At 62.5% G+C, this 10,845-nt stretch carries 12 protein-coding genes; 5 read left to right on the top strand and 7 right to left on the bottom strand.

What is annotated here, in order from left to right; genetic code table 11:
• Positions 1-34 precede the first annotated feature (34 nt).
• From HU749_RS04615 to HU749_RS04600, 4 genes are all read right to left on the bottom strand, one after another.
• Positions 35-403 carry a glyoxalase superfamily protein gene (locus HU749_RS04615; protein ID WP_046063073.1) on the bottom strand — a complete coding sequence of 123 codons (369 nt, stop codon included), beginning with the start codon at positions 401-403 and terminating at the stop codon, positions 35-37.
• Between the two features lie 124 nt (positions 404-527).
• Positions 528-2,000 carry an N-acyl-D-amino-acid deacylase family protein gene (locus HU749_RS04610; protein ID WP_079302000.1) on the bottom strand — a complete coding sequence of 491 codons (1,473 nt, stop codon included), beginning with the start codon at positions 1,998-2,000 and terminating at the stop codon, positions 528-530.
• 1 nt (position 2,001) lies between these two features.
• Positions 2,002-2,862, bottom strand: coding sequence for a MurR/RpiR family transcriptional regulator (locus HU749_RS04605; RefSeq protein WP_079301999.1), 861 nt, complete (start codon positions 2,860-2,862; stop codon positions 2,002-2,004).
• A 27-nt stretch (positions 2,863-2,889) separates the two neighbouring features.
• The gene (locus tag HU749_RS04600; protein WP_186650470.1) at positions 2,890-4,239 is read right to left on the bottom strand and encodes a GntT/GntP/DsdX family permease; all 1,350 of its coding nucleotides are present in this window, start codon (positions 4,237-4,239) and stop codon (positions 2,890-2,892) included.
• On the opposite strand from HU749_RS04600, the gene HU749_RS04595 reads away from it, so the two are divergent.
• Positions 4,238-4,579 carry a hypothetical protein gene (locus HU749_RS04595; RefSeq protein ID WP_139381063.1) on the top strand — a complete coding sequence of 114 codons (342 nt, stop codon included), beginning with the start codon at positions 4,238-4,240 and terminating at the stop codon, positions 4,577-4,579. The two genes, HU749_RS04600 and HU749_RS04595, sit on opposite strands and share 2 nt — an antisense overlap.
• Positions 4,576-6,021, top strand: coding sequence for a SulP family inorganic anion transporter (locus HU749_RS04590; RefSeq protein WP_079301998.1), 1,446 nt, complete (start codon positions 4,576-4,578; stop codon positions 6,019-6,021). The genes HU749_RS04595 and HU749_RS04590 overlap by 4 nt, the downstream gene beginning before the upstream one ends.
• Before the next feature lie 124 nt (positions 6,022-6,145).
• Here HU749_RS04590 and HU749_RS04585 read toward each other — a convergent pair whose 3' ends face one another.
• Together HU749_RS04585 and mdaB are read right to left on the bottom strand one after the other, a co-directional pair.
• Positions 6,146-7,057 (bottom strand): LysR family transcriptional regulator, encoded by a 912-nt coding sequence (locus HU749_RS04585; RefSeq protein WP_079302023.1) that lies wholly within the window; start codon positions 7,055-7,057, stop codon positions 6,146-6,148.
• Positions 7,058-7,255: 198 nt separating this feature from the next.
• Positions 7,256-7,846: an NADPH:quinone oxidoreductase MdaB gene (gene mdaB, locus HU749_RS04580; RefSeq protein WP_079301997.1), complete on the bottom strand. Its 591-nt coding sequence runs from the start codon at positions 7,844-7,846 to the stop codon at positions 7,256-7,258.
• A gap of 199 nt (positions 7,847-8,045) precedes the next feature.
• Here mdaB and HU749_RS04575 point away from each other — a divergent pair, with 199 nt between their 5' ends.
• Entirely contained in the window at positions 8,046-8,360 is a 315-nt protein-coding gene (locus HU749_RS04575; RefSeq protein WP_024617827.1) for a putative quinol monooxygenase, read from the top strand.
• Here the strand turns inward: HU749_RS04575 and HU749_RS04570 are convergent.
• Positions 8,350-9,114 (bottom strand): sulfite exporter TauE/SafE family protein, encoded by a 765-nt coding sequence (locus HU749_RS04570; protein WP_079301996.1) that lies wholly within the window; start codon positions 9,112-9,114, stop codon positions 8,350-8,352. The two genes, HU749_RS04575 and HU749_RS04570, sit on opposite strands and share 11 nt — an antisense overlap.
• Before the next feature lie 213 nt (positions 9,115-9,327).
• Between HU749_RS04570 and HU749_RS04565 the strand changes: the two genes are divergently transcribed.
• Together HU749_RS04565 and HU749_RS04560 are read left to right on the top strand one after the other, a co-directional pair.
• Positions 9,328-10,209, top strand: coding sequence for a LysR substrate-binding domain-containing protein (locus HU749_RS04565; RefSeq protein ID WP_079301995.1), 882 nt, complete (start codon positions 9,328-9,330; stop codon positions 10,207-10,209).
• 97 nt (positions 10,210-10,306) lie between these two features.
• Positions 10,307-10,651: a cupin domain-containing protein gene (locus tag HU749_RS04560; protein ID WP_003197542.1), complete on the top strand. Its 345-nt coding sequence runs from the start codon at positions 10,307-10,309 to the stop codon at positions 10,649-10,651.
• Positions 10,652-10,845 lie beyond the last annotated feature (194 nt).

Raw genomic sequence — 10,845 nt, 5'->3', positions numbered from 1 at the left:
GAGCACGGCCCGGAAAGAACATGGGTATCTGGCTCTAGACATTAATCGCATTGGTAAACACCAACCGATTCCCGAACGGATCACTGATCGCCATGTCCTGGCTACCCCAGGGCATGGCCTGGATCTGGGGGTGGGCGTAGCGGTATTGCTTGCCCAGCAATTGCTGCTGGAAGGCTTCCAATTCATCGGTCTCGATCCGCAACGCCGAGCCCGGTGTGCAATCGCCATGGTGCTCGGACAGGTGCAGCACGCAGTCGCCGCGGGAGACTTGCAGGTACAGCGGGAAGTCGTCACCGAAGCGATGTTGCCAATCGACGGTAAAGCCCAGGAAGTCGACATAGAACGCCAACGCCTTGGCTTCATCGAAGATCCGCAGGATTGGGGTGGTTTTACCGAAGCTCATGGGTTGCTCCCTGGCTGAAAAGACCCAGTGTAGATGGGTTGACCTCAATGCTTCGGCCTTGAACCCGGCTTCTTTAGTGTCGCAGTGCCATTATTGTGACGCCAATTTATACAATTTCAGCCGCTTACACGCCATTCGATGGACTGAACCCCCGGCGCAGATCGCCCTCGCGCGCCAGGAATCGACCTTCCCGTCGCCCGTTTGCCTGTCCTTCGCGATAGCTCAAGACACCATTGACCCACACGCCATCGATACCGTCGGCAGCCCGTTGAGGTTCGTTGAAATCAGCCACATCGCGAATGGTTTTGGGATTGAACAACACCAGGTCCGCCCAATGCCCTTCACGAATTTCGCCCCGTTGCTTCAGGCCAAAGCGCGCCGCAGAAAGGCCGGTCATTTTGTGCACGGCGGTGTGCAACGGAAAAAGCCCGATGTCACGACTGAAATGTCCCAGCACCCGTGGGAAAGCGCCCCACAAGCGCGGATGGGGAAACGGGTCTTCGGGCAAACCGTCGGAGCCGACCATGGACAACGGATGGGCGAGGATCCGTCGTACATCGCCTTCATCCATGCCGTAGTACACCGCGCCGGCCGGTTGCAGGCGCCGCGCCGCCTCCAGCAGCGACACGTCCCATTCGTTGGCGATGTCGGCCAGGTCGCGACCGCCCATGTGCGGATGCGCTGTCGACCAGGTGATGGTGATGCGATGGGCATCGGTCACTTGCTTGAGATCCAGGGTCGAGGAACTGGCCGCATAGGGGTAGCAATCACAACCGACCGGGTGGTTTTTCGCCGCGTTCTCCAACGCCGCGAGCACCTGCGGGCTTCGCCCCCAATTACCGGCGCCCGCACATTTGAGGTGGGAAATGATCACCGGGCTTTGGGCGTGCCGGCCAATCTGGAAGGCCTCGTCCATGGCTTCGAGCACTGGTTCGAATTCGCTGCGCAAGTGGGTGGTGTAGACCGCACCGAACGCGGCCAACTCTTCGGTCAGTTGCATGACTTCGTCGGTGGACGCCGAAAACGCGTTGGCGTAGGCCAGGCCAGTGGACAAACCCAGCGCCCCGGCCTCCAGGCTTTCGCGCAATTGCCGACGCATGGCAGCGATTTCTCCCACCGAGGCGGTGCGCAACAAATCGTCCATGTGATTGCTGCGCAACGCCGTGTGCCCGACCAACGCAGCCACGTTGACCGCCGGTGTGGCGGCCTCTACGGCTGCGCGATAATCCGTAAAGCGCGGGTAGGCGAACGCCTGGGCCGTGCCGAGCAGGTTCATCGGGTCCGGTGGATCGCCCCGCAGGCTCACCGGCGAAGCGCTGATGCCGCAGTTACCGACGATGACGGTGGTAACGCCCTGGCTGAGCTTGGGCAGCATCTGCGGTTGGCGAATGACCACCGTGTCGTCGTGGGTGTGCACATCGATGAAGCCAGGTGCGAGCACGCGGCCGACGGCGTCGATGTCTTCAACCGCGCGGGCATCGCGCAAGTCGCCGATGCGTTCGATGCGACCGGCGCGAATGGCGACGTCGGCGCGGTAGCCAGGCGCGTCGCTGCCATCGATGACCAGCGCATTGCGGATAAGCGTGTCGTACAGCATGTCAGTCTCCCAGCGGCAAGTGATCGTCGCCGCCGCGGTAATCGTCCAGGGCGAGTTTGACCCGCCGCAGGCGCTCTTGATTGTCTTCGGGGTGGGCCAGCGCCAGCTCGGTGGCGAGCACGTCGATGGCCAGCAGCATGCCGTAGCGTGCCGCCGTGGGTTTATAGATGAACGAGGTTTCGGCGCCTTGCAGGGGTAGCACGCAGTCGGCCAATTGGGCCAGCGGCGAGTCGGCGCGGGTGATGGCCAGGATCGCCGCACCGTAGCTGCGGGCCAGTTCCACCGCGCTCAACAGCTCCGGCGTGATACCGGTCAGTGAACAGGCGATGACCAGATGTTGATCGCTCAGCGAAGTGGCGGTGATGCGCATCATCACCGGGTCCCGGCAGGCGGCAATCGAGTAGCCAAAACGCACCAGCCGTACTTGCAACTCCTCGCCGCACAGCGCCGACCAGCCACCGAGGCCGAACGCATGGATCATCCGCGCCTTGCCGATCATCCGCACCGCATCACCGAACCGCGACTCTTCGAACGCCGACAAATGCTGGCGCAGGGTCGCTTCGATATCGCCAACGATTTGTCCATAAAACGCCGATTGCTCCGGCGCACCAGCCGGGTCGAGGAAACGGCTGCCGACACCGCTGGCCTGGGCCAGTTGCAGGCGCAAGTCCCGCAGGTCGCGGCATCCAACGGTACGGGCGAAGCGCGACAGCGTAGCGCTGCTGACTTCCGCCCGTTGGGCCAGTTCCTCGAGGCTGGCAGAGGCGGCAAAGCCTACGTCGTCGAGCATCAGCCGGGCGATTCGGCCTTCACCGGCGCTGAAGGAATCCTGCCGGGAGCGGATCTGGTAGAGGATGTCCATGGCGGCTCCTGTTGGGTGGCGTTGCGCTCAAAGCAAGCGTGAAAGCCCGAGGGTCAAGGCGAACGCGACCACGGAGATCAGCGTTTCGAGCACGGTCCAGGTCTTGAAGGTTTGCGTGACGGTCATATTGAAGTATTCCTTGATCAGCCAGAAGCCGCCGTCGTTGACGTGGGAAAAGATAACCGACCCGGCGCCGGTCGCCAGCACCAGCAGCTCGGGGTGGGGATAACCCAGGCCAATCGCCACGGGCGCGACGATGCCCGAGGCCGTGGTCATTGCCACGGTGGCCGCCCCCGTGGCGATGCGCATCAGTGCGGCAAACAGCCAGCCCATGACCAGCGGTGACAACTGGAATTCCTGGGCCAGGCCGACGATCTGTTGCGTGACCCCGGCGTCCACCAGGATGCGGTTCAACCCGCCGCCGGCGCCCACCAGCAAAGTGATGCTGGCGGTCGGTGCCAGGCATTCGTTGGTGAACTTGAGGATCGACTCACGGTTGAAGCCCTGGGCCAGACCGAGGGTCCAGAAGCTGAGGATGGTCGCCAGCAGCAGGGCAATCACCGAGTTACCGATGAACAGCAGGAATTGATTGAAACCGCTGCCCGGCGTGGAAATCAGGTTGGCCCAGCCGCCGATCAGCATCAGGATCACCGGCAGCAGAATGGTCCCCAGGGTCACGCCGAAGCCCGGCAGGTTCGCGCGCGGCTCACGGTCGAGGAATTGTCGTTCCAACGGGTTCTCAGCCGGCAGCTGAATGCGCGGCACGATGAATTTGGCGTACAGCGGGCCGGCGATGATCGCGGTGGGAATGCCGATCAGGATCGCGTACAACAAGGTTTGCCCCACCGAAGCCTGGAACGCCTGCACCGCCAGCATCGCCGCCGGATGCGGCGGCACCAGCGCATGCACCACCGACAGCCCGGCGACCATCGGCAGCCCCACCATCAGGATCGACACGCCCACACGCCGGGCGATGGTGAAGGCGATGGGCACCAGCAGCACAAAACCGACTTCGAAGAACAACGGCAGCCCGACCAGGAAGGCAATGCACACCATTGCCCAGTGGGCGTTGCGCTCGCCGAAGCGTTCGATCAGCGTCTGCGCCATCCGCTCCGCCCCGCCAGACTCGGCCATCATCTTGCCGAGCATCGTGCCCAGGGCCACCACCAGCGCGATGTGCCCCAGCGTCTTGCCGACACCCGCCTCGTACGCCCCCACCACACCCGACGGCGGCATCCCGGCCAGCAGCGCCAGGCCAATGGACACCAGGGTAATCACGATGAACGGATTGAGCCGATAACGGGCGATCAGCACGATCAGCGCAATGATCGCGATGGCCGCGTAGACCAGTAGCCAATAACCGAAAGCAGGGGCCATGCGTTACTCCTCGAATGGGGTCACGTCGATGTGTTGTGAAACTCATAAATCATTTCGACGGAGAATCTTCAAACCCACTGAAAGTAATTTTCGCGCACAGATAAAAGTTGTCGCTGACGGACATCGCGACACGGCGTTGATGAAAATTCAGCGCAAGACTTTCATCGCCCTTGTGGCGAGGGAGCTTGCTCCCGCTGGGCTGCGAAGCGGCCCCACATTCATCAACACAATCAACCAACGGCTGGCCGCCCCGCATTCAATTCCGTACCATCCGCACCTGTTTTTTGCACCACTCCCCGGCAGCCGACTCTCCACCGGCGCCCAGTCAGGTAAATCATGAAATCAGCACGTCTTCGCGCCGACGCCCTCGCCGGCCTCACCACTTCTTTCGCCTTGCTCCCCGAATGCATCGCCTTCGCCCTGGTCGCCCACCTCAACCCGCTGATGGGGCTGTACGGCGCGTTCATCATCTGCACGCTGACCGCATTGTTCGGCGGTCGGCCGGGCATGGTGTCGGGGGCGGCGGGGTCGATGGCCGTGGTCATCATCGCGCTGGTGGTGCAGCACGGCGTGCAGTACCTGTTGGCCACCGTGCTGCTGGGCGGGCTGATCATGATGGCCTTCGGGCTGTTGCGGTTGGGCAAGCTGGTGCGCATGGTCCCGCACCCGGTGATGCTCGGCTTCGTCAACGGCCTGGCGATTGTCATTGCGCTGGCCCAACTGGAGCATTTCAAGCAGGGTGAAACCTGGCTCAGCGGCGGCCCGCTGTATCTGATGGCCGGCCTGGTAGCACTGACCATGGCCATCGTCTACCTGCTGCCGCGGCTGACCCGCAGCGTGCCGCCGGCCCTGGTGGCGATCCTCGGTATCGGCCTGGCGGTCTACCTGCTCGGCCTGCCCACCCGAACGCTGGGCGACATGGCCCATATCGCCGGCGGCTTGCCCGCCCTAGCCTGGCCCGATCTTCCCTGGAACCTGGAGACCCTGCAGATCGTCATGCCCTACGCGGTGATCATGGCAATGGTCGGTTTGCTGGAAACCCTGCTGACCCTGAACCTGACCGACGAAATCACCCAGAGCCGCGGTTATCCGGACCGTGAATGCGTGGCGCTGGGCGCAGCCAACATCGCCTCCGGGCTGTTCGGCGGCATGGGCGGCTGCGCCATGATCGGCCAGACGGTGATCAACCTCAGCTCGGGTGGGCGCGGACGATTATCGGGCGTGGTGGCCGGGGTGATGGTGTTGTTGTTCGTGTTGTTCCTGTCGCCGCTGATCGAGCGCATCCCGCTGGCTGCGCTGGTGGGCGTGATGTTCGTGGTTGCACAGCAGACCTTCGCCTGGGCCTCGCTGCGGGTGATCAACAAGGTGCCGAAGAATGATGTGTTGGTGATCATCGCGGTGACCGTCATTACAGTGTTCACCGACCTGGCGGTGGCCGTGCTCTGCGGCATCGTCATCGCGGCGCTCAACTTCGCCTGGCAACAGGCCCGGGAGCTGTACGCCGACACGCATCAGGAAGCCGACGGCAGCAAACTCTATCGCCTGCACGGCACGCTGTTCTTCGCCTCGACGACACCGTTCCTCAACCAGTTCGACCCGGCCAACGACCCGGCCCAGGTCACTCTGGACTGCCAGCATTTGAGCTTCGTCGACTACTCGGCCATTGCCGCACTCAAGACCCTGCGCGAACGCTACAGCAAAGCCGGCAAGCACCTGCGTGTGTTCCACCTGTCCGAGCGTTGCAAACAAATGCTCAAGCGCGCGGGCGTGCAGCACGACTGAAGCAACACCCAACAAAAACCTGTGGGAGCGAGCTTGCTCGCGATAGCGGTGGATCAGCCAACTTCAATAGCGACTGACCCGGCGCCATCGCGAGCAAGCTCGCTCCCACAGGGATAGGGGGTTATCAGCCCTTGAACTCCCGCGAGGCGTAGCCGGCGAGCTTGTCCTGGATGAAGTCCAGGAAACACTGGATGCGCAGGGCCAGTTGCGAGTTGCGGTAATACACGGCATTGATCGGCTGGCGGTATCCGCTGTTGGCATCGGCCAGCAGCACCTTCAGCCGACCGGTGTGGATGTCTTCGCGAGTCATGAAGTCCGACAGACAGGCAATGCCCTGCCCCTGCAGCGCCAAGTGGCGCACGGTCTCGCCGCTGGACGCGCTGATGGTGGGCTGGATCGGCCAACGATCTCCGTGTACGTGGCGCAGTGGCCACTGGTTGAGGCCCTCGTTCTGGGCAAACCCCAGCAGCGCATGGCCTGCCAGTTCGGCGACGCTTGAAGGCGTGCCGTGCCGCTTCAGATAAGCGGGGCTGGCCAGGATGTGCAACGGGCTGCAACCCAGGGCGCGGGCGTGGAGCGTCGAGTCGATGAGGGTGCCGATGCGGATGGCGATGTCGGTGCTTTGCTCCAGCAGGTCGATGATCAGGTCGTTGCTGTTGAGTTCGAGCTGGATGTCCGGGTAGAGCCTGCGGAACTCTTCAATGTGCGGGACGATGGCATGCAGCATGAACGGCGAGGCCGCGTTGATGCGCAACCGGCCTGCAGGGTTCTTCTGGCGGGATGACAGGCGCTCTTCCAGCTCGTCCATCTGGTCGAGTATGCCTTTGGCCTGCTCGAAGAAATACTTGCCCTCCTCGGTCAGGTCCATGCGCCGCGTGGTGCGGTTGATCAGCGTGGTGTCGAGCTTGGCCTCCAGCCGCGACAACGTGCGGCTGACCGCCGACGGCGTCTGCCCGACCTGCTCGGCGGCGGCGGAGATGGATCCGCACTCGATCACGCAGACGAAAATCTGCAATTCGTCGGATCTGGCTTTCACGGACATCCTCTCGTGGAATGCACACTCAATGTGATGAAGATGCCTTTGTGGCGAGGGAGCTTGCTCCCGCTGGGCTGCGTAGCAGCCCCCAAAAAAAGCGGCCGCTGCGCGCCCGAGCGGGAGCAAGCTCCCTCGCCACAAAAGCGCGCTCTCCTTGGGTGCAGAATTGCTTTCGGGTAAGTCCCGATAGTAGCCGGATTACCGCGAAAGACCGAACACCTCGCGCAAATGCTGCTCATACCGCGCCACATCCCCGTCGATGTTCGGGCGCTTCATCACGTCCACGCACAGGAAGGTCGGCAGGCCGGTCATGCCGAGGAACTGATTGGCCTTGTGAAACGGGAAGTACACCGCGTCCACGCCCTTGGCCTCGAAGAAGTCGGTCGGGTCGTCGAAGGCTTGCTGCGGGGCGTTCCAGGTCAGCGACAACATGTACTGCTTGCCCTGAATCAGGCCACCGCTGCCGTATTTCTGCGAGGCATCGGAACGGGTCCGACCGTCGCTGGCGTAGAGGCTGCCGTGGCCTTCGGTGAAGACTTCGTCGATGTATTTCTTCACGGTCCAGGGCGCGCCCATCCACCAACCTGGCATCTGGTAAATGATCACGTCGGCCCAAAGGAACTTGGCGACTTCCTCCTTGATGTCGTAGCCGCCGTCGATGAAGGTGGTTTGCACATCAAAACCGCCACGGTCCAACACACTGACCGCCGTGTCGTGGAGGGTGGCGTTGTAGCGACCGTCGGAGTGGGCGAATTGTTTGCCGCCATTGAGCAACAGGACTTTTTTCATGGGAGCCTCATCGGGTTCCACGGCATGGCCGTCAAAGGGCCGCTGCATGGAAAGGTTGAAAATGATGGCGGCAGAATAACGATGAGTTTCATGGGGAATAAGCAGCCCAACGGCAAAACTGATTTGACCTATACGCACGAATGAACGACCGATTGTTGCCTTAGACTTCGAGACCTCTTTTATCTCAGGAGCCACCTCGATGAGCGAACTGCACGGTTTCATCCTGCACGCCAAGACCCGTCCGGAAAAAGCCGAAGCCTTCGAAGCGCTGTTCCGCGCCTACGTCGAACCAAGCCGCGCCGAACCCGGCTGCATCGAATATCACATGCTGCGGGACCAGCAGGATCCGACGCTGTTTATCTTCTATGAGATCTGGGCATCCCAGGCGCACCTGGAGGTGCACTCGAACCTGCCGCACATGCAGCAGTTCTTCGAGCAACGCATGGATTATCTGGAGCGCGACTTCGACATCCGCCGCGTCGACATGCTCAGCCCGTCCTCGGCTAGCCGCTGATCAGCAGATGGCCGCCGAGCACGCCGAGGCCGACAAAAAACACCCGCTTGAACAACACGGCGCTGATCCGCTGGCGCAACCATTGCCCCAGCCACATCCCCAGCAGCGCCGGTGCCAGCGCCAGCAACGAAGCGCTCAATTCGCCCCCGCCCAGTGCGCCGCGCCACAACAGGCCGGCGGCCAGGGCCAGGGTAGAAACGGTGAATGACAGGCCCAAGGCCTGTACCAGTTCGTCCTTGCTCAGGCCCAGCGCTTGCAGATAGGGCACCGCCGGAATGACGAATACGCCTGTGGCGGATGTGATGAGGCCGGTGAGCAACCCGCAGAGCGGAGCGATCCACGGCTCGGCACGGGCGCCGACCCGCAGCGTTGGCAGCAACAGCCCGCTCAACGCATACAGCACTAGCGCCGCGCCCAAAGCCCGCACCACCCAGGCCCCGCCCGTCATGCCGAGCCACAGCGTACCGAGCCCGGTGCCAATGAAAATCGCCAGCAACAGCGGCCACAGGCGCCGGAGCAGGGCTTGCAGATGACCGCCGAAAGCCAATTGCCAGAGATTGGTCAGGGTCGCCGGGATGATGAGCAGCGCCGCAGCCTGCGCCGGGGCCATAGCCAGACCAAGCAAGCCCATGGAGATGGTCGGCAGGCCTAGGCCGATCACACCCTTGATGGTGCCGGCCAGCAGGAAGGTGCCGATAACCAGCAGGGAAAGGGCCAGGCCGAGGTTTTGATAAAAAGCGACGAGTGTGTTCATGGGGGTATCGTGCGCCCCGGGGCTTGGCTTGAAAATCTGCCATATACTGAGGTTGCCTCTCTTGCAGCAAGAGGCTGAAAACTTTTTTGGTGCTACTGGCGCCTTCGCGAGCAAGCCCGCTCCCACAGGGGATTGCATTTCAAACTGTGGGAGCGGGCTTGCTCGCGAAGACGGCATACCCAACACCGCAGAATTTGAGAGAGGACCCCTTCCATGCACTTCGACCTCACCGACCTGCGCCTCTACCTGAACATCCTCGACACCGGCAACATCACCGCCGGCGCGGCCCGCAGCCATTTGTCCCTGGCCGCGGCCAGCGCACGAGTGCGTGCCATGGAAGCGTCCCTGGGCATCGACCTGCTTGAACGCGGGCGGCGTGGTGTAACGCCCACTCCCGCGGGCAAAGCCCTGGCCGAGCATGCCCGGATCCTGTTGCAACAGGCCGAACGCCTGCGACAGGACCTGGCCGAATACGCCAAAGGCGTCAAAGGCCGGGTGCGGTTGCTGTGCAACACCAGCGCCATGACCGAATACCTGCCCGAGCTGCTGGCCGGTTTTCTCCAGGCCCATCCCAACCTCGACATTGACCTCCAGGAATTGCCCAGCTCTCGGATCACCCATGCGCTGCGCCAAGGCGCGGCAGACCTCGGGATAGTTTCCGACGCAGTGGAGACCGATGGCCTTCAGACCTGGCCTTTTCGCGACGATCCGCTGGTATTGATCCTACCGACCGGGCACCCCCTGGCTGACGGTCGCGCCATACGTTTCAGCGAGACCCTCAGCCACGATTATGTCGGCCTGAACGCCTCCAGCGCCCTGGCGATCCACCTGGAAGAGCAGGCCCTGCACATCGGCTCACGCATGCAAGTGCGTATTCGCGCCGATGGTTTCGACGGGATAATTCGCATGGTGGCCCATGGTGCAGGCATTGCCATCGTGCCGAAGGCCGCTATCGACCGGCGCCCACCCGAGCCTGCGTATCAATGCGTCCCGCTGCAAGAAGCCTGGGCGCACCGGGCGTTGCTGCTGTGCGCCCGCAACTTCGACGGTTTGCCGGCCTACGCCACGGCCCTGGCTCGGCATCTGGCCGATTGATGCGCGCTTCTGGATAGCCCGGTGTCGACCACAGACATCTACCCGCTCATGCCGCGCGTTAGGGTGCCTGTTCTCTTCTGCCCCTTTCGGAGCTCACATGACCGCACCCATCACCGTCCTGCGCGACACCCATCCGCTGCCCGTACTCGACGCCTGCAAATGGGAAAAACTCGAAGGCGACCCGCACACCGTCAACCTCAACGCCTACACCAGCGAAGACGGCAGCAAGATCATGGGCACCTGGATCTGCACACCCGGCAAATGGCGCGTGGATTATGTGAAGTGGGAGTACTGCCATTTCCAGGAAGGCTACTGCATCATCACCCCGGACGGCATGGCGCCGATCCATCTGCGTGCTGGTGACATCTTCGTCGTCGAGCCAGGCATGAAAGGCACTTGGGAAGTGGTCGAAACCGTGCGCAAATATTTCGTCTTTGCCTGAAACAAAAAACCGAGAGGCCACCCGACATGGTCTCTCGGAAAACAATTTGCAGATCCGGAGCGCGGCCCCCTGTGGCGAGGGGATTTATCCCCGCTGGGTTGCGAAGCAACCCCAGAACAGCCAGCCCAATTTATCTGACACACCGAGGCGTCAATTTTCAGGGGCCGCGTCGCAACCCAACGGGGATAAATCCC

Origin of the sequence: Pseudomonas ogarae (assembly GCF_014268695.2) — a bacterium.
Lineage (GTDB): Bacteria > Pseudomonadota > Gammaproteobacteria > Pseudomonadales > Pseudomonadaceae > Aquipseudomonas > Aquipseudomonas kilonensis.
Note: the sequence above shows the minus strand (reverse complement) of the source record. Positions and strands in the feature narration are given on the sequence as shown.

Excerpts from the sequence above, each read along its gene's own strand:
- HU749_RS04565 (WP_079301995.1), top strand. The coding sequence starts at position 9,328 with ATGCACTTCGACCTCACCGACCTGCGCCTCTACCTGAACATCCTCGAC.
- HU749_RS04615 (WP_046063073.1), bottom strand. The coding sequence starts at position 403 with ATGAGCTTCGGTAAAACCACCCCAATCCTGCGGATCTTCGATGAAGCC.
- HU749_RS04600 (WP_186650470.1), bottom strand. The coding sequence starts at position 4,239 with ATGGCCCCTGCTTTCGGTTATTGGCTACTGGTCTACGCGGCCATCGCG.
- HU749_RS04610 (WP_079302000.1), bottom strand. The coding sequence starts at position 2,000 with ATGCTGTACGACACGCTTATCCGCAATGCGCTGGTCATCGATGGCAGC.
- HU749_RS04605 (WP_079301999.1), bottom strand. The coding sequence starts at position 2,862 with ATGGACATCCTCTACCAGATCCGCTCCCGGCAGGATTCCTTCAGCGCC.
- HU749_RS04570 (WP_079301996.1), bottom strand. The coding sequence starts at position 9,114 with ATGAACACACTCGTCGCTTTTTATCAAAACCTCGGCCTGGCCCTTTCC.
- mdaB (WP_079301997.1), bottom strand. The coding sequence starts at position 7,846 with ATGAAAAAAGTCCTGTTGCTCAATGGCGGCAAACAATTCGCCCACTCC.
- HU749_RS04575 (WP_024617827.1), top strand. The coding sequence starts at position 8,046 with ATGAGCGAACTGCACGGTTTCATCCTGCACGCCAAGACCCGTCCGGAA.
- HU749_RS04595 (WP_139381063.1), top strand. The coding sequence starts at position 4,238 with ATGCGTTACTCCTCGAATGGGGTCACGTCGATGTGTTGTGAAACTCAT.
- HU749_RS04590 (WP_079301998.1), top strand. The coding sequence starts at position 4,576 with ATGAAATCAGCACGTCTTCGCGCCGACGCCCTCGCCGGCCTCACCACT.
- HU749_RS04560 (WP_003197542.1), top strand. The coding sequence starts at position 10,307 with ATGACCGCACCCATCACCGTCCTGCGCGACACCCATCCGCTGCCCGTA.